The sequence below is a fragment of the uncultured Campylobacter sp. genome (genome assembly GCF_937997405.1).
GTDB lineage: Bacteria > Campylobacterota > Campylobacteria > Campylobacterales > Campylobacteraceae > Campylobacter_B.
On record NZ_CALKTL010000041.1, the window covers coordinates 1 to 19,334 of the forward strand.

The 19,334-nt window shown below is 45.6% G+C and carries 17 protein-coding genes; 2 read left to right on the plus strand and 15 right to left on the minus strand.

Translation table 11 applies throughout. The annotated features are described in order from the left end of the window. Positions 1-7: 7 nt before the first annotated feature. The 11 genes from Q0372_RS02020 to Q0372_RS02070 form a co-directional block, all read right to left on the minus strand. A complete protein-coding gene (locus Q0372_RS02020; RefSeq protein ID WP_298101906.1) occupies positions 8-538 on the minus strand; it encodes a hypothetical protein in 531 nt (176 codons plus the stop codon). Positions 539-715: 177 nt separating this feature from the next. After that, on the minus strand, positions 716-1,003 hold the full coding sequence (locus Q0372_RS02025; RefSeq protein ID WP_005965138.1) for a hypothetical protein: 288 nt from the start codon (positions 1,001-1,003) through the stop codon (positions 716-718). 964 nt (positions 1,004-1,967) lie between these two features. Next, complete coding sequence (locus Q0372_RS02030) at positions 1,968-2,993, minus strand: SEL1-like repeat protein (RefSeq protein WP_298101922.1); 1,026 nt, start codon at positions 2,991-2,993, stop codon at positions 1,968-1,970. 133 nt (positions 2,994-3,126) lie between these two features. Further along, positions 3,127-5,208, minus strand: a complete 2,082-nt coding sequence (locus Q0372_RS02035) for an RNA degradosome polyphosphate kinase (RefSeq protein ID WP_298101925.1) — start codon at positions 5,206-5,208, stop codon at positions 3,127-3,129. Between the two features lie 275 nt (positions 5,209-5,483). Then, positions 5,484-5,633 carry a hypothetical protein gene (locus tag Q0372_RS02040; protein ID WP_297943833.1) on the minus strand — a complete coding sequence of 50 codons (150 nt, stop codon included), beginning with the start codon at positions 5,631-5,633 and terminating at the stop codon, positions 5,484-5,486. Positions 5,634-5,668: 35 nt separating this feature from the next. Continuing rightward, positions 5,669-6,205, minus strand: a complete 537-nt coding sequence (locus Q0372_RS02045) for a hypothetical protein (protein WP_298101929.1) — start codon at positions 6,203-6,205, stop codon at positions 5,669-5,671. Next, positions 6,202-6,741 (minus strand): hypothetical protein, encoded by a 540-nt coding sequence (locus Q0372_RS02050; protein WP_298101931.1) that lies wholly within the window; start codon positions 6,739-6,741, stop codon positions 6,202-6,204. Before Q0372_RS02050 ends, Q0372_RS02045 begins: the two co-directional genes overlap by 4 nt. A 55-nt stretch (positions 6,742-6,796) precedes the next feature. Beyond that, on the minus strand, positions 6,797-7,087 hold the full coding sequence (locus tag Q0372_RS02055) for a hypothetical protein (RefSeq protein ID WP_297943836.1): 291 nt from the start codon (positions 7,085-7,087) through the stop codon (positions 6,797-6,799). Positions 7,088-7,301: 214 nt separating this feature from the next. Beyond that, the gene (locus tag Q0372_RS02060; RefSeq protein WP_298101934.1) at positions 7,302-7,817 is read right to left on the minus strand and encodes a hypothetical protein; all 516 of its coding nucleotides are present in this window, start codon (positions 7,815-7,817) and stop codon (positions 7,302-7,304) included. A gap of 503 nt (positions 7,818-8,320) precedes the next feature. Next, positions 8,321-10,513 (minus strand): hypothetical protein, encoded by a 2,193-nt coding sequence (locus tag Q0372_RS02065; protein ID WP_298101937.1) that lies wholly within the window; start codon positions 10,511-10,513, stop codon positions 8,321-8,323. Next, on the minus strand, positions 10,467-12,542 hold the full coding sequence (locus tag Q0372_RS02070) for a replicative DNA helicase (RefSeq protein WP_298101940.1): 2,076 nt from the start codon (positions 12,540-12,542) through the stop codon (positions 10,467-10,469). The genes Q0372_RS02065 and Q0372_RS02070 overlap by 47 nt, the downstream gene beginning before the upstream one ends. Before the next feature lie 264 nt (positions 12,543-12,806). Between Q0372_RS02070 and Q0372_RS02075 the strand changes: the two genes are divergently transcribed. Next, positions 12,807-13,031 carry a hypothetical protein gene (locus Q0372_RS02075; RefSeq protein ID WP_298101943.1) on the plus strand — a complete coding sequence of 75 codons (225 nt, stop codon included), beginning with the start codon at positions 12,807-12,809 and terminating at the stop codon, positions 13,029-13,031. Positions 13,032-13,358: 327 nt separating this feature from the next. On the opposite strand, the gene ispG is transcribed toward Q0372_RS02075, so the two are convergent. From ispG to groES, 4 genes are all read right to left on the minus strand, one after another. Beyond that, entirely contained in the window at positions 13,359-14,426 is a 1,068-nt protein-coding gene (gene ispG / locus Q0372_RS02080) for a flavodoxin-dependent (E)-4-hydroxy-3-methylbut-2-enyl-diphosphate synthase (RefSeq protein ID WP_298101946.1), read from the minus strand. A gap of 631 nt (positions 14,427-15,057) precedes the next feature. Continuing rightward, on the minus strand, positions 15,058-16,122 hold the full coding sequence (locus tag Q0372_RS02085) for a hypothetical protein (RefSeq protein WP_298101950.1): 1,065 nt from the start codon (positions 16,120-16,122) through the stop codon (positions 15,058-15,060). Positions 16,123-16,717: 595 nt separating this feature from the next. Continuing rightward, positions 16,718-18,337 carry a chaperonin GroEL gene (gene groL, locus Q0372_RS02090; protein ID WP_298101956.1) on the minus strand — a complete coding sequence of 540 codons (1,620 nt, stop codon included), beginning with the start codon at positions 18,335-18,337 and terminating at the stop codon, positions 16,718-16,720. Between the two features lie 12 nt (positions 18,338-18,349). Beyond that, positions 18,350-18,613: a co-chaperone GroES gene (gene groES, locus Q0372_RS02095; RefSeq protein WP_295151472.1), complete on the minus strand. Its 264-nt coding sequence runs from the start codon at positions 18,611-18,613 to the stop codon at positions 18,350-18,352. A gap of 378 nt (positions 18,614-18,991) precedes the next feature. Here groES and menA point away from each other — a divergent pair, with 378 nt between their 5' ends. After that, the gene (gene menA / locus Q0372_RS02100; RefSeq protein WP_298101960.1) at positions 18,992-19,285 is read left to right on the plus strand and encodes a 1,4-dihydroxy-2-naphthoate octaprenyltransferase; all 294 of its coding nucleotides are present in this window, start codon (positions 18,992-18,994) and stop codon (positions 19,283-19,285) included. The last annotated feature ends 49 nt before the right edge of the window (positions 19,286-19,334 follow it).

The following is a 19,334-nucleotide window of genomic DNA, read 5'->3' on the forward strand; positions in this document are numbered from 1 at the left end:
TATTTCATTAATCTTGTTCCTCCACATCTTTATCTGTAAAATCATGTCTATTTAATTGTTTTATTGCATATTCTCTAATAAGTTCATTTTCATTTTTAACTAATAATTCTAATTTCTCCTTTGCTTTTGGAGTATTGGTATATCCCAAGGCATAAGTACACTTTCTAGCTATATTAAAAAATTCATCCTCTTTCTTATAATCAAGTTCCATAACTGCTAAATCATACACACGATTTATTAGTTTAGGAGAATGTTTTCTTTCTAGTAAAAAAGCTAAATCTTCATGTTGACGATGCCTTTTATCATATGCCAATTCAATTAACAATTCATTAAAAGAATCATCTTCTAAATAGTAATCTTCAATTATAATCATAATTAAAGTTATTAATATCTCAATGATATATCTTGTATCATTGCCAATATCTTTTTTTTGTTCATCTTGTAAAAATTTTATCACTTTTTGTGGCTCATTTTTAAATTTTTCTATCAACTCTTCATAACTTAAATTTAATATCATTTCTCTTTCTTCTTTTTTCATTTTAAATATTCCTTTTATTTTAATATTTTCTTAAATCATATGGTACATAACTTTCTTATTTTAGAATCTTTTTTTAATTGTAATGTATTTTTCACTTTAAATCAATTATTTTTATACAACAAAAAAATGGAGTTGTTAAACTCCATTTTCTTTATATCAGCTGATATTTAAATTTTATTATGCTATATATTTTTGTATTGCTTCTAGTTCAACCTTTTTAAACTCTATATTTGTTAGAGTGCTTTCAGATTTCTTTATTTGTTTTCTTATTGTTTCTATCCAAGCATCATAACTTTCATAGACTGTGTTATCAAAGGCTGCTCCTGATGTCTTTTGTCCTTCAAGGTATTTTATCAGTGCCTTATCATTTTCTATTTCTTTCATTACTGATGCTTCCCTTTTTATAGCATTTTCCAATTTTTTAGCATATTTTCCCATTAGTTCCTTTTTTTCAGTTGCATTCATAACTTTTACCTCCATAATTTTTAATTTTTTTATTTTCTAACTTGGCTGCCTTGTTATGAATTAATAATAACTTATTTTCTTTCTTATTTCCTTTTCTATATGGATTGATATACTTCTATGGAATAAAAATATTTTTATATTTTTTCTTCTTTTATTTCCTTACCTTGAAAATAATATTTTTCTTCTTTTATATTACCATTTGAAAAAAATTCTCTATATATTCCTGAAAATTTTTCATTCTCATCAAATGCTACTTTTATTTTTACTTTATTATTTTCATATTCGTGCCATATCCCTATTTTTTTATTATTTAAATAGCTTCCTCTCAGTATAAAAGATCGCTAGCAGGATCCGCCTTGCGTGCTAACGACGGCGAAACTTAGCGAGCTTTAAAGTCTCCTACGGGCGCCGCAAATTTAAAACCTCGTGCGCCGCGCTAAAATAGAACAATTTATCTGTGTGGGCTCTTCTTAAATTTAGCGAGCTTCGGAGCAAAATTTGAAGTTAAAATTTTTAAAGGACCACTGCGTTTATAAGATTTGTCGTCACAAGCGGGCGAGATAGAGCGAAGAGAAATAGATTGCGCTCATTGCCGCAAAAAGACTCTCGCTGCCTGGAAGCGAGATAATCCGCGCAGATTCACGGCATTAAAATTCTCCTGCGATTTGCGTAATGTAGAGCTGTGCGCCTGCGAAATTTTTAGCACATACGGATGCTATGTTTTCCGGCTCGATAAATTTACACGGCAAAGATTACGATCTAATCATTGCGCGTCGCATAGTAGATACCGTATGAGTAGAATTTTATCTACGCGTAGTATATAGCTGGCATCATGGCAAATTAGTATTTCTAGGAGGCTGCGCCTAAGAGAATTTATAAAATTTAGAATTTTAAAATTCTAAAAAATTGATAGCTCGCTGATTGCGTAGCCTTGTTTGCGCAAAAGCATGCAAGCTTTCATGGATTAAGGCGCGCTCGGTGCGATGCCGTGCTTATCATCGATGAGTTCTGCTTCGTTTAATTGCTTGTATTCGTCGCAGCCGATCTGCTCTGCTAAATCGCATGCTTTCCCGTAAAATTCTTTTGCTAAGGATCTATCTTGTTTAATATGCCATCCATTTTTGTATAAATCCCCGAGATAACTACACGAGTCCGCATCCCCGCTCTCGCAAGTATTTTTAAGCAAATTTAGCCCGCTTTGATATAGGCTTTCTGCTTTTTGGTAATTACCTGCTTTGTAAAAGTCTCCCAGAGTCAAGCACGCCGCCGCCCTGCCGCCATCACAAGCCTTTTGGTATAAATCCGCAGCCTTTTTGAAATCCTTCTCTACGCCCCTGCCGTCTATATATAGATCCGCTAGGCGCTGGCACTCATATAAGTCGCCTTCATCGCATTTCTTTTGATTTATTTGAGCCTTCTTTTGGTACAAAACAGCCGCTTTTTTATATAAGCTCTCCGACTTTTGCAAGTCCTGTCTGATCTTGTCGCCGTTTTTATATAAATATGCAAGGTTATTGCACATATCTGCATCACCGTTATCGCAAATCATTTGACGCAAAACCATAGCCTTGTGCTTGTCTCTTGGGACGCCGATACCGGATTCGTATGAAATTGCAAGCAAATTGCACGAAAACATATTGCCGCCGTCACAAGCCTTTTGATGCAGGCTCGCCGCCTTTTGATAATCTTGTCTAACGCCATAGCCTTCGAAGTATAGTCCTGCAAGTTCATAGCAGCCGGTCATATCTCCGCTCTCGCAGGCTTTTTGATAAAAATCCGCCGCTTTTTGATAGTTTTGAGTGACGTTCCTGCCGAATCGATATAAGTTTCCGAGCCTATAGCAACTTCGCGTATCTCCACCGTCGCAGCTGCGCTGCCACATTTTTATCGCTTTAGGATAATCGCCGTCCTCATAGAGCTTATCCGCGTCTTCAAAGACTCCGCCCATGCAAAACATAGCTATAACGGCTAGATAAAGATATCTTTTCATTTAATCCCTTTGAAATTTCTGTAAATCTACTTGCGCATTTGCGGCGCAAAATTCCTCATTTAGCATTTACAAGCTCGGCTTGCGCGCGGGCTAGGTGTGCAGCCAGCCCTGGCACAAGCCGAACAGAACTGTGTTAGCTCTCCTTCAAAAGCTTGGTTAGCGCCGTGCCGCTTTCATCATGCTTGCGAATGTTTTTATAAATTTTACTAAAATAAGCTTCTAAAAATTCCTGATCGTCGATCCTCTCTTCACCTTTTTTAAGCTCTATCTTTTGGTATTCGCCGCTGCTTTGCAGCTCGAATGCAAGCTCGTTGTCGCTTAGCTGAAGCTTTAAAATTTCTTTTAGCTTGTTTTGCAGATTTTCGTTGTAAATCGGGCTCATTAGCTCCAGCCTGCGCTCCAAATTTCGCGGCATCCAATCCGCGCTCGCGATATATAGGCTGGGCTGGGCGTGCGCGAAGTAAAAAATTCTAGCGTGCTCCAGGTATTTGCCGACGATCGAGATCACGCGGATATTTTCGCTAACGCCCTTAAGCGCCGGGCGCAAGCAGCAGATGCCACGCACGATGAGATCGATCTTTACGCCCGCGGCGCTTGCTTTATACAGCGCCTTGATCATATCGCCGTCGACAAGAGCGTTCATCTTAGCGATGATCCTGCCGGCAGAGCCTTTTTTCTCCTCGTTTTTTATCATCGCTAAAAGCCGCTCTTTGATCTGCATCGGCGACATAGCGAGGTTGTCAAGCTTGCGGTTTTTGTTGTAGCCCGAAAGGATGTGGAAGAAATTCGTCGTGTCCTTATCGAAGCGGTCGCCGCAGGTAAAAAAGCTCACGTCGGTGTAAATTTTAGCGCTCGAGCCGTTGTAGTTGCCTGTGCCTAAGTGGATATAAAATTTTAGCTTGCCGTCCTCTTTTTTAATGATCTGAGTTACCTTGGCGTGGACTTTAAAGCCCGTGATACCGTAGATTACGTGCGCGCCCGCGTCTTCGAGAGCCTTCGCCCAGTGCAGGTTGTTTTCCTCATCAAACCTCGCCTTAAGCTCGACCATCACCGTTACCTGCTTACCGTCGCTTGCGGCCTCGATCAGGCTTTGGACGATCGGGGAGTTTTTCTCCACGCGATACAGCGTCATGCGGATCGAGATGACTTTCGGATCCTTCGCGGCTTCTTTGATGAGCTTTTGGACGGGATCAAAGCTCTCGTAAGGATGGATCAGCAGAATATCCTCTTTCTCCATCGCGCTCATAACGGAGGTGTTTTCGTTAAAGGGGGGCAGAGTCTTCGGCAGGTATTGCGGGTTAGCTAGAAAGGAAAAATCCTTATTGGAAGCGATCTCCCAAAGCCCGTCCAGCGTAAGCGGCACGGCGTATTCATATATATCTTTGTAAAAAATTTTAAGATGGGAATTTAGAAATTCTAAAAGCTCGGCATCGGCGTCTTTTTCGATCTGAAGCCGCACGAAAGCCCCTTTACGGCGCAGCTTAAGCCCCGCTTCCAGGATCATCATAAAATCGTCCGCTTCCTCCTCCTCGATCACGATGTCGGCGTTTCGCGTGACGCGGAAAGCTGCGGAGCTGATGAGCTTGTAGCCCGGGAAAATCTCCTCCGCGTGGCGCTTTACGATAGTGCCGATCGGCACGTAGGTGTTTTGCGCGACCTGCACGAAGCGCGGAATCACGCGCGGAATTCTAATCATCCCAAAATGTACCGACTCGGGCGCGCCCTCATCGCAGAGCTTGACCGCAAGAGAGAAGCTGAGATTGTTTAGATGCGGGAAAGGATGGGTTGCATCGACTGCGATCGGGACGATGACGGGCATTATCTGCGAGAAAAAAAACTCGTCCGCCGCTGGCTTTAGCTCGGGCTGCAGCTCGTCGTAGCTTTTGATAAAAAGCCCGTTTTTGCAAAGCTCCTTTTGGATGCCGAAATACTGCTGCTCAAGCTCGGTTTGCTCGTTTCTTAAATAGGAGCGGATCGCGCGTAGCTGCTCAAGAGGCGTCATCTCGTCATCGCCGCTGGTTATAACGCCGGCTGTGAAAAGCTGCTTTAAGCCCGCCACGCGGATCATATAAAACTCGTCTAAATTCGTGCTGTAAATCGCTAGAAATTTTAATTTTTCAATTAGCGGGATATCCTTTTTACATTGTTCTAGCACGCGTGTATTGAAGCGTAGCCAGCTTAGCTCGCGGTTTATAAAATTATTTTGTGTTTGCATAAAAACTCCTTTTTGAATATTAATTCTAAGATTATAGCCCAATTAAGATTAAATTTTAAAGTCCGAATTTTATGAGCTTGCAAGTGGGGCAATTTAGTATTTAAAATTCTGCCCTAATTTCCTATTGCTCCTAAATCCTTGCACATTTGCGCATTGCCGTCTTTGCAGCCTAGCTTTAAATATCGCCTCAAATATAAAATTTGCTCTTTCTCCTCCTCGCTCATATCAAGCACCCATTTGCACGCTTGTTTTATTGCGAGTTAAAAATAGCGCTTTCATTTCAGCCGCTCTAAACGATATAAATTTGAATCAGAAAACGACGTAAATTTTATCTCTTTGCTATCGGCTACGCTTTGGTTGCACTCTGCCGCGACCGGCATCATTAAGATCAAAAGCGCCAAAATTACGGGATAGAATTTTTTCATTATCGCTCTTTGCCCCTCTTTGGATTTGCCATCTTTTACTCCTTTGTTGAATTTGCGTCGTATTTATCACTTATTTCCCAAAAGGCTTTTTTCGCACACTTTACGGGATCGTGTTCCTCCTCATCTCGTAAGCAGTTTTCTAAAGCCGTCTTTAGCGCGCAAGATTTTAGTTTAAATATTCTTTCTTTTTCTAGATGCTCTGAATATTTTTCGCAAGCTATAGCGTAGTTATGTGCCGCTCTTTTGACATTGCCTCTTATCGCAATATCATGAATTCCTAGGTTAAAACAAGAGGCTGCAATACCCGCCTTGCAAGATTTTTCTAAAGGCACAAAAGCCGCTTCACGCATACCGAGCTCTAAACCCATAATATAACCCACATCGGCACATCCGATCATATCTCCGCTATCACATTTTTTAGATAAAATTTCTATTAGTTTAGTGCACGAGCTATATTTGCCGTTTCCTTTATTGCATTCATTATAAAGATTTTGTTCCTCTGCCGTAGATTTGGCAAATGACGGATACGACAATATCATAATCAATAAGAATAAAATACCGATACTTCTCATTTCAGCTCCTCTACAGTTCTTTTTAAAAGAGCTTTGCCTTTTATTATCGGATTGCATTCTTTATCTTTTAAACAGCTCTTTAATTCCTCATTCATTCTACAAAAAAGCTCACTATTCTTCAGCTTGCTATCGCATACTTTTTCAAAACTCCTAATTGCCCTTTGTATATTGCCGTTAAATTCTATATCTTCCCAACCTAGCCCCATGCAATATTCGATAAGGTTAGCATCGCACAGCTTAATCAGATATTTCATAGCTTCCTCTTCTCTAAACAAAGATTGTAAAAAATCACTCTGTATAGTACATGAGCGCATATCGCCGTTCTCGCACTCTTTAGATAAAATTTCAACGAGTTTATTACACGAACCGTATTTTCCGTCACCGTAATCGCAGGATTTAAAAAGCGTCCTTTGCTCTTCATTATTAAAATCCTCTAACTTTATCAAGCTTGTCAAATGCGATTTTGCCGCAGCAGGAATCACTGTTAATGCTGCTATAAACGCAAATAACGAAATTTTAAGATAGAATTTTTTCATTATCGCTCTTTGCCCCTCTTTGGATTTGCCATCTTTTACTCCTTAATTAAAAATTTTAATTTTGCATTATACTTTTAGCCGTGTAGTAAATACTTTCTATCACTTTTAATGGATTACATTCGCTATTGCTTAAACACTCTTTTAATTTATCTTCAGCCATGCAAGATACTTGTAGAAGTTTTTCATCTTTAATGCCAAGCTTGCAAGCTTTTGAAAAACTAGCATGCGCTCTATTTATATTATCTGTGCGCCCAAGCTCATCAGATCCTAATTTAAAGCAATAAAACGCCAAATCCGCATCGCAAGCTTTCTCTAGTGGTGCGATAGACTCTTCGGTCTTGCCCATCTCATATAGCACATATCCGAGTTCTCCGCATTTTTCGGCATTGCCGCTATCACAATGCTTTGATAATATATCCGTTAGCTTCGTGCAGGCACTATATTTCCCGTCGCCCTTATTGCAAAGCGAATGTAAATTTGCTAAATCCTTTTCTTTAAAACCAAAACCAGCATACGCACACTAGAATGCCAACATCGCTATCAATACCAAACTTTTCATATCATTGCTCCAGAATCCAGTTTAGAAGCTCTTTGCCTCTTTTTATCGGATTACATTCCGTATCTTTTAAGCAAATTTCAAGCTCGCTTTTAAATTTACAATATTCCTCACTGCCGTCGATTTTGGCATCGCAAATTTTATCCAAGCTTCTTATCGCCCTATCGATATTTCCCGTAGCTGCTATATCTGTCGTCATTAACGAAACGCAAGACAACATCAAATTTGCATCGCAAGCCTTGCTTAAAGGAGCGATAGCGTCTCTATATCGTCCAAATGCCGATAAAAACTCTCCCGCAATCTCGCAGCTCCTAAAATCTTCGTTATCGCATCTTTTGGTTAAAATTTCAGCCAGTTTCATACACGCGCTATATTTCCCATCGCCGTCATCGCAAGAGATCGATAAATCTTTTTCCTCTTGGGTTTTGAAGTCGTCTATGCTTACTTTTGCTGCAGCTGGCATCGCTGTGAATACCGTTATAAACGCAAATAACGAAATTTTAAGATAGAATTTTTTCATTAGCACTCCTTGTTTTAAGCGGCGATTATATATAAAAATTTTTAGCTGCTTCTTAAAAAATTTAAGGGGCGCGGCAGTGCGATAAGTGCGCCATAATCCCGTCCCGCCTACGCTTAGATTAAATTTTAAAATTTCGCCCTACGCTGCGCAGACAAATTACGCAATCTGCCACCAAATTTGACTCGCAATAGGTCTAAATCACGCTGCATTTTCACACGGGATAAAATTTTATAAATTCAAAAGCCAGAGGCACTGTCTATTGCACATCTGCTACGCTATTCGTTTTGTGCCGCCTATTTTTTGCCGCTAGTTTCGCTACTGTTTCGCATCTGCTGAACTGACTACCGAGCCGCCCATTTTGATGCACGCCGCCCGCCGCCTGCGCTTAGATTAAATTTTAAAATTTAGCCGCTGTCGCGCAAGCATCGCGTATGGAAATTCCATAATCCGCCGTAAAATTTCGCTCGCAACGGGTCTAAGTTGCGCAGGCATAATCCGCCGCCCTACTTCCCGTCTAAATTTAAAATTTCACTCGAAATTTCATCTATCGTCGCGTTGAAATCCTGCGCCAGCGCGCGCTTTAGCTCCTCTTTCGCCGCCATCATATCGCGCACGATCGCAGCTTCAAACTCCTCTCGATTGAGCGCCTCGTCGCCCTTGGCAAACGCAAAATCCAGCCCAAACCACGTAGCTACGGCAAACGCGGGCACGCATACCACCGCGCCCGGACCGCACACGAGCCCCGCACTACTGCTAGTCGCGCTGGCACCTGCCTTGGTAAGGGTCTTTGCGCCCGTTTTAGCCGCAGTTTTAGCGAGACTCTTGCTTATCAGCTTTGCGCCCAGCACACCGCCCAGCGCCCCTAGCCCCGTCCCGCTCGCGCGATACGCCTTGCTTTTTAGGCTGAAGCTCTGCGTGACGTTGAGATCAACTTTCGCGCCGTATTTTTTGAGCGTAAAATTTAGCGAGCTCTCATAATCTTTGACGTTCGCCGCAGCGATTTTAGCGATATTTTCGCCAAAATCTTTCGGGAAGCTTTCGCTTACGAAGAGCGCAAATTTCTCATTCAGATACGCCCCCGCGTCATCGTCCCACACGCCGTGCCACAGCACCAGATAATCGCTCAGAAACGAGTAATTGAAATCTGCCATTTTCTGTGCGCTAAGCCTCGCGCCCTCGTCGTAAACGGCGTCGATGTAGCTATTTAGCGCGGATGCGGCGTTTGCCTCCGCGGCAAGGCGCGTGGCGTTTAGCTCGCCTCTTAGAACGTCCGCCTCACGCGCGCTTAAAATCAGCCGCTCTCCGCTTTGCAGCACGATCTGCACGCTCGTCTCGACCGCGCTTTTAGGATGTGCGCCTTCAGCTCCGCTGCCTGCCGTGCGCGTCTGCGCGGCGCAGATCAAACACAGCGTGACGTAAGCAAGCGCGAATATCGTGCCGCTAAAGCGCCCTATTTTGGGCGCGGACGTGGCTCGCGGCATAAAAAGCACGAAGGCGCAAAGATGCAAGATCGCGCAGTAAAAGAGGAAATCTCCCGCGCAGATCAGAAACAAAAGAGCGATTTTTAGCGCGCTAGGGCTCTGCGACAGCGCCAGATCAAACAGCGCGTTTTTGTAAAATTTCAAAGCGTAAATTTCATTTAGCAGAGCGGATCTGAAGTGCGCTTGCGGCGCGGTAGATTTTAAAATTTCAAAAATTTCGGCTACCGATGCGGAGCTTGGCGCGGAATTTTCAGCCAAATTATCGGCGGACGCGTTCGGCGTGGCGAGAGTTGGAGCTAAATTTAAATTTTGCGCTGCGGCGGAGCTTGCCGTAGAATTTTTAGCGTTGATTTGCGGTGCGGCAGCGGTATTTGCCTTTGAATTTTCAGCCGAGGCGTGCACCGCTCTGACGGAGCTCGCTTTAAAATTTGCGGCCGAAGCGGTGAGATTTTTAGCGGCATCCGCTGCGGGCTTAACGGCATTGCTCGTCTCGGAATTTCGCACAACCATGGCGACGTTATTCGTCGCGGAATTCTTAGCGGCTTTAGCGGCGTTATCTGTTGCAAAATTTCCGACGGGCGCGGAAGCGTTATTCCTCGCGGAGTTTTCGGCAGATGCGGCGGTGCGAGAAGGCGGAATAAAATTTATCGCGGAATTTTGAGAGTGGGCGGCTGGATCTGCGCCGTCTGCGAGCCGCAAATAGGCTAAATTTAGAGCGAAATTTACCGCTACGGCAAGCGCGGCTAGCAGCAAAATACTAAGTTTGAGCGATAAAATTCTAGGGTTTTTAATCTCTTTTAGGCTAAGCTTAAGCACCACCAGACGCATCAGAACAAGAGCTGCAGGCAGCGCCGCGAGCGTCACGAATAGCTCCGCGCCGCGCAGATCGGCTATGCCTAGCGCCAAAGTGGCGCTTAAGATAATCGCGCCCGCGCAGGCAAAAACCCCGCTTATCAGCCTGCCTCTAAAAATTTTAATCAAAATTCCGCCGCTGCGAAATAGCGCCGCATTGGCGCGCTGCTTCGCCTCGTAAAAAAAGCTAAATAGCACCCGAAATAGCGCGTAAGCCCAAAACGCCGCCAGCGCGCAAAAGCCCGCGTCGTCCAAATCCTGCGCGTAAAGCGCGAAGCAAAAAACGCTAACGATCAGCGCTAGTCTAAGCGCTATTTCACAGATCCAGCGGCGCGTCGTCGTCATCGAGCCTGTTTGCCTCATTGACCTTTGGAATACCCATTTCTTCGATATTTAGAGGCGGTGCGGGTTTAAATTTTGCCTCATCCTCTTGCGCCTCAAAAGGCGGCTCATCGCCATCGCCTCTTTCAAAATACGCAGCATCTTCTTGCTGCATGTTCTTTGCGCCTTGCGATGCGCCTTTTGCGCCCGGAGATGTGTCTTTTACGCCTTGCGGAGTGCCCGCTAAATTTTTATGCGCGCCCTCTGTTTGAGGCGCGACACCGCCCGCTATTGCATCATCTAAATTTTGCCTCTTAAATTCTTGCTTTTGCGGTGCATTCTGTGCCGCACGACGCACCTCTGCTAAGCTCTGCTCTGCGCTAAATTTAGGCTCGGCGCCTATCTCATCGCCGTCCATTTCCTCGTCGCTTTCGCCAAAGCTAGGCATCTCATCAAAATCGATATTTACACCGGGATTTCGAGCGCTAGCGGAGCTTGTATTTAAGCTTACACCGCTATTTTGTGCTTCATTAAAATTCTGCGTTAAATTTTGCTGTAAATTCTGCGCTGCATCGGGATTCGGCATATCTAGGCGCGGCGCAGTAGGCTCCTCAAAGCCCTGATCTTGCAGCTGCGAGACGTAGTCGAGATTGTCGTTTTCATTAAAGATCGCGCTCTCGCTGGGTTCGCCGCCGAAGCTCGTATCGACAAAGCGGGTAAATCTGCCCTGAAAGCCCACCTCAATCGTCCTGCCCGCCTCGCCCGAGCGGTTTTTGCCGACGATGATTTCGGCTTTCTCCTGATAGTCGTTGCGCCTAAACACGGGCTCGCCCGCGTCCTTGCCCTCGGCCTCCAGCCGCGAAATGCGCTCGCGCTCCATCTGCTCTTTATAAACCTCGTCGCGATAGACGAAAAGTATAATGTCGGCGTCCTGCTCGATCGCGCCGCTTTCGCGCAGATCGCTTAGCATCGGGCGTTTGTTCGAGCGCGCCTCAAGCGAGCGGTTTAGCTGCGACAGCGCGATGATCGGGATGTTTAGCTCGCGCGCCAAGAGCTTGAGTCCGCGTGAAATTTCGGCGATTTGCAGGTGGCGCTCGGAGTAGTTGCTCGTGCTCGTCATAAGTCCGATGTAATCAATCACGCAAAGCTCGATATTGGCATCCGCGGATTTGAGCTTGCGCAACTGGGTGCGGACCTGGTGGATGTTTACATAGCCGCTGTCATAGACGAAAAGCGGCATATTCAGCACCGCGTCGCAGGCGTCGTTGAAGCGCGTCCAGTCGTCGTCGCTGAGCTTGGCGCTCATTATGTCGCTTAGCGGGATCGAGCTAAGCGCGCTTAGTATGCGATACATCAGCTGCACGGAGGGCATCTCGAGCGAGAAAAATACGACGCCCTTGCCGCTTTGCAGCGTTTTCATCATCAAATTTAATGCAAAAGCAGTTTTGCCCATGCCGGGGCGAGCGGCGATTATGATGAGCTCGCCCGGCTTTAGCCCCTTCGTGCAGTCGTTTAGGAAGCGAAAGCCCGTATCAAGCCCCACGAGCTCCGAGCCTGCGAGCGCCTTTTGGCGTTTCAGCTCCTCTACCACGTCAGCGATGATCTCGTGCGATTTTTTGATGCCGCCGTGGCGCTCCTCATCGACGAGCTCGTAAATTTTGGAGCTAATTTTATCGGCGGTGTCCTTGCTGCGCACGGCTTCGTTTACCATCGAAGGGATCTCGTGCGCGACCTTGATTAGCGAGCGCTTGATCGATTTTTCGCGCAGCTCGAGCGCGTATTTTGGGGCATCGACCACGCCGCTAGTGGCTACGACCTCGGTAAATGCGCCATCGTCGTAGCGCTCGGCTAGCCATTTTTTAACGAAGCTCGGTGCAATCGGCTCGTTGTGCGAGGAGCATTTGACGATCGCCTCGTAGATGTCGGCGTGCGGCTTGTAGAAAAAATCGCCGACCGAGATTATCTCGCTCAGCTCGCCGTATGCGTCCTCGTTTTGCAAAAGCGAGCTTAAAATCGCGCGCTCCATATCCAGATCGTATAAATTTGCAGGCACATTCTGCTTCGTTGCCATCGCTTCCCCTCGTTTCGCATTTAAATTCTATAAAATTTCAAGCTCGCTTCCGCAAATCTCTGCGGTGCGATAATTTTAAATTTTATAGAATTGAAATATCGCCTACTAGCAAAATTCTATCGGGCAAAATTTTATAATTTGAGCCGCTTTAAATTTTGCTATCTAAAATTTCATCCTCAGAATTTTCGCCTTTAAAATCCCGTCAGTTTTAAATTTCGCCCTTTGAAATTTTGACTCTTAAAATTTCGCTCGCCTTAAATTTAGATGCAGGACGAAATCCAGCCGGATGAAATTTCGTGGCGTATCGGAATTTCATCCGTCAAGATTCCGCTTTGCGGCACGGAATTCTACCGAGGCAAATCTGCGAGTAAAATTGGCGAGCGCATAGAGCCAACGCCTAAATTTCATAGACAGCATAAAATTCTACCGCTTAAAATTTCGCGCGGTAAATTCTGCTCTATAAAATTTCGCTCCAAATCGCGAGTTTGAAATTTTAAAATGAAATTCCAAGACGAAATTCCAAAGCTACAATTTTAAACTCAAAAATTTCACACGAAATTTCAGCGCTAAAATTCCAAACCGAAATTACAAGCCGTACTCTCAAAGGCTCAAATTTAAAAGCGCTGCCTCGGAATTAAATTTTAAAATTTTACGCCAAGACACGCTGTACCTATGAGCCTAAACGAACCGCGATGAGCCCGAGAGCACCTTAAAATGCCGAGCAAACTATAACTAGCCAAGCGCGCCAAAATTCAGAGCTGAGCCGCCCAAGCCACGAATCATAGCGGCTTTAACCGACTAGGCGCCCCGCAGCTCTCACGCTCCTTCGCGAACCCGCACCTCGTCCTCGACCTCTTGCAAAAACCGCTCCACGAGCTTGCTCTCATCGAGTTTGGCGACCACTTCGCCGTGGCGCATCACGATGCCGCGCCCGTTGCCGAACGCGATCGCCACGTCTGCGCCCTTCGCCTCGCCGATCGCATTTACGACGCAGCCCATGACGCTGATATTTAGCGGCGTTTTGATGTGCGCGGTTTTTTCTTCGACGATTTTGATCGCGCTTAGCAGGTCGCTCTGCAAACGCCCGCAGGTAGGACACGAAATGATATTGACGCCGCTTTTTTGCACGCCCGCGTCCTGCAGGATCGCGCGCGCGACGCGGATCTCCTCCTCAAGCTCGCCGGTGATGCTCACGCGCATCGTATCGCCGATCCCCTCCATCAGAAGCGTACCAAGCGCGATTGCGCTCTTGATGCTCGCGTGAAATTTCGTTCCCGCCTCGGTCACGCCCAGATGGAAAGGATACTCGCATAGCGGGCGCAGCGCGCGATACGCAGCCACCGTACTCGGCGCGTCCGAAGTCTTAAGCGAGATCGCGATATCGCTAAAGTCCTCATCCTGCAGCAGCGCGGCGTTATACAGCGCGCTTTGCACCATCGCCTCCACGCTGCGGCCGTATTTTTGCTCAAACTGCTCTTCGAGTGAGCCCAAATTTACGCCGATTCGGATAGGCAGGCTGCGAGCTTTACACGCGCGCACGACCTCTTTGATGCGATCCCTGCCGCCGATATTGCCCGGGTTTATGCGGATAGCATCGACAAACTCCGCAACCTGCAGCGCCAAGCGAAAATTAAAATGGATGTCCGCTACGATGGGGAGCGGCGAGCTTTTTTTGATCCGCGCGAGCGCGTCCGCGTCCTGCTTATCAAGCACCGCGCAGCGCACGATGTCGCAGCCCGCGAAATACAGGCGGTTTATCTGCTCTAGCGTGCCCTCCACGTCTTTGGTTTTAGAAAAGCTCATCGACTGCACGGAGATGGGCGCGCCGCCGCCGATTTTGACGGAGCCGACGGAGATTTGGCGGGTCGGATAGCGATTTTTCAAATTTAAGCCTTTAGAATTTTTTGCGCTATTTTATTCAAAACGGGGTTAAAATTTAATAATTCGCACTCGCTAGCCGCCGCTAGAATTTCGCCTACATAATTTCACTCACTAAATTTTACTTTTACGCTTGCAAAAAATTTCATTTCGCCGCGAAATTTGAGCAAATAGGGTTCTATAAAATTCCGCCATCTAATAAAATTCTAAAAATTCCGCTAGCAGGCGAAACTCTACAAAATTTTATGGCAAGCGAAATTTAATAAACCACGTAGCTAAGCAAAATTCTGCGAATTTAGCAGGCAAGCGAAGTCCTGCGACGTAAAATTACAAAATTAAGCTCTTAAAATTTCGGCGAAATTGTAACCGCAGTATCGTCGCAGTGCCCGTTCGCGCAAAACGAGTGCAGTCTGGTTTATCCTAGCAGCGCGGCATGCAGCCGTGAAATTTCAAAGCCCGTGGATGAAATATGAAAATTTTATTTTTAATTGCAGCAGTAGGGCATTTTTCGCACGGCGGCAAAGCCCAAAAAACGTCAGCCGTTCGTGTTTGCACACCGCGCCAGTATCGCGATCTTATAAAGGCAGCAAAATTTAAACCGCCTACGCATATAAATTGCGTCGGCGTGCCGCCTAAGCTAGCGCACTAGCTCCATATTCACCTTGACCCTGCTCATCTTATCCTGCAGCATATCCATCACTGACTCATTGCGCGATGAAGCGTCATCCGTCGGGGCTTCGTGCTGCTGCCACTTGCTTTTCGGCGCGGCGGGGCCCCACTGCGACGAAAATATCAGCCCGCGCTTTTTCTCGGTCTCAGGCGCAGGCTCGTAAGGCTGTGGAGCGGGCTTCGCCCAACGCTCATCATAACGCATCGCAGCACCTTGCCCTAGTGCATTACCCCGCTTTGGCGACGGTATTTTGCCAAGCGCACTACCGCCAGAGCGCCCTATCGCACGGCTAGAGCGAGTAGATGTGGGAAGATAGGGCGCGCGGGCATTTTGACGAGCCGTATACTTCGTGGCGCTCGAATGAGATGCAGCTGTATGTCCCATAGTGCCAGAACGAGTTGCACTATAGCCGTAGCGAGCTTGCGGCTGTGCAATTCGAGTCGTCGTTAATTTGCGAGCTTGTGCATCTACGATTTTGCCAGTCTGCTCATCCGCGCCTCCGTGAGTTTGCGCGCTTGTATTTCTCCGCATATCTGCGCCTCCGTGAGTTTGCGCAGTATTGCGAGCGCTTGGCGCCTCGTCCTCATAGATACGGGTCTTTGGCAAACGCATCAGCGTCGCAACTAGGCTCTTGCTAGCTTCATTCTGGCTGTTTGATTGATTAGCCGGGTGCCTAGATGCTTTATTTTTCGCAGAATGCGATGCGAAATTTTGCCCGGGATTTTTAGTAAAATTTTTCGCACTTTTTTGCGTGAAATTTTTAGCGAAATTCCTAGACGCACGCGTATTTTTTGTAAGCTTGGATTTTGAAAGGCTTTTAGCATTTGCAGATTTTTTAGCATGCGGCTCGGTAGAGGATTTCACCGAAGTATTTTTACTCAGATGATCTTTGGCTCGCAGATTTTGAGATGAAATTTTAGATTTATGGTTTTGCAACGCGGCGGGCGATTTATGGTTTTGCTGCGCGGCAAAAACACTAGAGAAGCTCGTCAAAATGAACGCAATTAAAAAAATACGAGCTAAATTTTTCATCGTTTTCCTTTCCATGGATTTTAGGCGAAATTTAGCAAAGCTTAGATTAAGCCGCGTTAAATTTAATGAGTGAGGCTATGAAATTTCAGCTCTAATTCCAAGCCGTATCGCCAAACAAAAACCTGGATAAAGGCTAAGCTGTAAAAATTCCGCAGCTAGGATTCTATCTGGCAATAAAATTTTATCACAACAAAAATATGACGCCACAACAAATTTTTATCTTGTAAGCGTTTAGGCGGGAGGGCTGATAAAATTTTAAAGTTTTAGAATTCTGCGCTTAGATTTTGGGCAATAGGTCAGAATTTAAGGTAAAAAGCAAGCTCAGATAAAGTTTTTAAATTTAAAGGATAATGCGGCAAAACCGTAAATTTGCGGTAAGATACGAAATTTATAAGATCATGCAGTGACTAAAAATCACACCGCTTAATCGCTAATTCATAATAAATCGCCGCGCCTTAGACATATCCAAAACGCGGCACATCTCATTTTACGGCGCATAGCAAAAGCATCGCCGCAAAGGCATTGCGGGGGCACCGTAAAATCTCACCACGCCGTTGCAATGGCATAGGAGCGCCGAATGACGCTCCTATGAGGGCTACATCATTCCGCCCATATCAGGCATTGGAGGCATTGCAGGTTTCTCCTCTTTGATCTCGCTTACGGTCGCTTCGGTCGTTAGAAGCAGGCTTGCGACGGAGACCGCGTTTTGAAGCGCGATACGCTCGACCTTCACAGGATCGATGATACCTGCCTCAAACATATTGACGTACTCGCCGTTTGCGGCGTTGAAGCCAAATTTTTTGTCTGAGCCCTGCTCGACCTTATTTGCTACGACACCCGCGTCAAATCCCGCATTCTCTGCGATCTGGCGAAGCGGAGCGAAAAGCGCGCGCTTAACAATGTCCGCGCCAATAAGCTCGTCGCCGCTTAGAGCTAGTTTTACGCTAAGTCCAGCTCTGATTAGCGCAGCGCCGCCGCCGATTACGATACCCTCGTCTACGGCTGCTTTGGTTGCGTTTAGAGCATCGTCCACGCGGTCTTTTTTCTCTTTCATCTCGGTTTCGGTCGCAGCGCCCACCTTGATAACCGCAACGCCGCCGCTAAGCTTAGCCATACGCTCTTGAAGCTTCTCTTTGTCGTAATCGCTCGTAGTCTCGGCGATCTGAGCCTTGATCTGCAAAACGCGCGCGTCGATATCTTTTTTCTTGCCCGCGCCGCCTACGATAGTGGTGTTGTCTTTGTCGATCACGATGCGCTCGGCTTGTCCAAGATCGGCCATAGAAGCACTTTCTAGCGTTCTGCCAAGCTCCTCGCTGATGACGGTACCGCCCGTTAAAATTGCAATATCTTCAAGCATCGCCTTTCTGCGATCGCCAAATCCAGGGGCTTTGACCGCAGAGATGTTTAGCACGCCGCGAAGTTTATTTACGACTAAAGTCGCAAGTGCCTCACCCTCGATATCCTCGGCGATGATTAGAAGCGGTTTGCCGCTTTTTTGAACCTGCTCCAAAACCGGTAATAGGTCTTTTAAATTTGTAATTTTTTTGTCAAATAGAAGCACTAGTGGCGAGCTTAGCTCGACTAGCATTTTCTCGGCATTTGTAATGAAATATGGGCTTAGATAGCCGCGGTCAAACTGCATTCCTTCGACTACGTTTAACTCATCGTTGATAGATTTTGCCTCTTCAACGGTGATGACGCCGTCCTTGCCGACTCTTTCCATAGCATCTGCGATCAGATCGCCCACCGCGCTGTCGTTATTAGCAGAGATCGTAGCAACCTGAGCGATCTCTTTTTTGCCACTTACTTTTTTGGATGATTTTTTTAGCTCCTCAATAACCGCAGCGCTAAATTTATCCATACCACGCTTAACTTCGATCGGATTTGCGCCCGCAGTTACGTTGCGTAGGCCCTCTTTAAAGATCGCGTGAGCTAGCACGGTCGCTGTAGTAGTGCCGTCGCCCGCTTGATCGTTGGTTTTACTCGCTACTTCGCGCACCAAAGAAGCGCCCATATTCTCTAGCGTGTCTTTTAGCTCGATCTCTTTAGCTACGGTTACGCCGTCTTTTGTGATCGCCGGAGCACCGAAGCTCTTTTGGATTAAGACATTGCGACCGCGAGGTCCCATCGTAACTTTTACAGCGTCGTTTAGCTTCCTAACGCCCGCGTAAAGCTTGTTTCTTGCGTCGTCTGAAAAAATAATCTCTTTTGCCATTTTCAATCCTTTTTATTTAATTATGCCTAAAACATCTTCTAAATTTAAGATAAGAAATTTCTTATCATCTAAGCTAATCTCGCTACCTGCGTATTTTGCAAACGCTACAGTATCGCCATTTTTGACGCCTTCACATTCGCTGCCGACAGCTACGATTTTGCCGGTCGAAGGCTTCTCTTTTGAAGCATTGTCTGGGATGATGATGCCAGAAGCGGTCTTTTTAGTTTCCTCCTCGCGCTCGATTAGAACGCGCTTGCCAAGTGGTTGAAATTTCATTTCAGTCCTTTCTTTGATTTGTGATTTCTAAAATTGGCACTCAATGTGTTTGAGTGCTAAGATTATATGCAAAATTTAAAATCTTGTCAATAGTTTATGAAAAATTTTTATAAAACTTTAGTGATTTAAACTCAAGTATTGAGATTTCAAATGTTAAATTTTAAGGGCTATAATACCCTCAAATTTTAAATTTTTAAGGGGATGAAATGAAAATTTTCGGCATAATCGCAGGAATTTTAATTCTGCTTATCGTAGGCGCGGGCTGCCTATTTTTCAGCGATTTTGGCAACAATCTTGCTAAGCCTTGTAGAATGGCGACTATTTTAGCTAAAAGTGCGGTAAAAAATCGCCTTATTTTTCGTTATTCGAGTAGCCATTATGACAAAAAATACAATAAAAATGTGGATTGAAACAGCGCGTCCGAAAACCCTACCGTTAGCCTTGGCAACCATTTTAACCGGTTCAGCGCTTGCCTATTGGGCGGGCAGTTTCCATTGGGGAATCACGGTGTTATGTTTACTCACCACCTTATTTCTGCAAATTCTTTCCAACTTCGCCAATGATTACGGTGATCATCAAAAAGGCTCCGACACGGCAGAACGTATCGGGCCATTACGCGGCATTCAACAAGGCGCGATTTCTGCAACACAACTGAAAAAGGGCTTTATGTGATGATCGCCTTGAGTTTCCTTTGCGGCGCATTATTGATTGGCATTGCCTA

Excerpts from the sequence above, each read along its gene's own strand:
- Q0372_RS02020 (WP_298101906.1), bottom strand. The coding sequence starts at position 538 with ATGAAAAAAGAAGAAAGAGAAATGATATTAAATTTAAGTTATGAAGAG.
- Q0372_RS02025 (WP_005965138.1), bottom strand. The coding sequence starts at position 1,003 with ATGAATGCAACTGAAAAAAAGGAACTAATGGGAAAATATGCTAAAAAA.
- Q0372_RS02030 (WP_298101922.1), bottom strand. The coding sequence starts at position 2,993 with ATGAAAAGATATCTTTATCTAGCCGTTATAGCTATGTTTTGCATGGGC.
- Q0372_RS02035 (WP_298101925.1), bottom strand. The coding sequence starts at position 5,208 with ATGCAAACACAAAATAATTTTATAAACCGCGAGCTAAGCTGGCTACGC.
- Q0372_RS02040 (WP_297943833.1), bottom strand. The coding sequence starts at position 5,633 with ATGAAAAAATTCTATCCCGTAATTTTGGCGCTTTTGATCTTAATGATG.
- Q0372_RS02045 (WP_298101929.1), bottom strand. The coding sequence starts at position 6,205 with ATGAGAAGTATCGGTATTTTATTCTTATTGATTATGATATTGTCGTAT.
- Q0372_RS02050 (WP_298101931.1), bottom strand. The coding sequence starts at position 6,741 with ATGAAAAAATTCTATCTTAAAATTTCGTTATTTGCGTTTATAGCAGCA.
- Q0372_RS02055 (WP_297943836.1), bottom strand. The coding sequence starts at position 7,087 with ATGGGCAAGACCGAAGAGTCTATCGCACCACTAGAGAAAGCTTGCGAT.
- Q0372_RS02060 (WP_298101934.1), bottom strand. The coding sequence starts at position 7,817 with ATGAAAAAATTCTATCTTAAAATTTCGTTATTTGCGTTTATAACGGTA.
- Q0372_RS02065 (WP_298101937.1), bottom strand. The coding sequence starts at position 10,513 with ATGAGGCAAACAGGCTCGATGACGACGACGCGCCGCTGGATCTGTGAA.
- Q0372_RS02070 (WP_298101940.1), bottom strand. The coding sequence starts at position 12,542 with ATGGCAACGAAGCAGAATGTGCCTGCAAATTTATACGATCTGGATATG.
- Q0372_RS02075 (WP_298101943.1), top strand. The coding sequence starts at position 12,807 with ATGCAGGACGAAATCCAGCCGGATGAAATTTCGTGGCGTATCGGAATT.
- Q0372_RS02085 (WP_298101950.1), bottom strand. The coding sequence starts at position 16,122 with ATGAAAAATTTAGCTCGTATTTTTTTAATTGCGTTCATTTTGACGAGC.
- groL (WP_298101956.1), bottom strand. The coding sequence starts at position 18,337 with ATGGCAAAAGAGATTATTTTTTCAGACGACGCAAGAAACAAGCTTTAC.
- groES (WP_295151472.1), bottom strand. The coding sequence starts at position 18,613 with ATGAAATTTCAACCACTTGGCAAGCGCGTTCTAATCGAGCGCGAGGAG.
- menA (WP_298101960.1), top strand. The coding sequence starts at position 18,992 with ATGACAAAAAATACAATAAAAATGTGGATTGAAACAGCGCGTCCGAAA.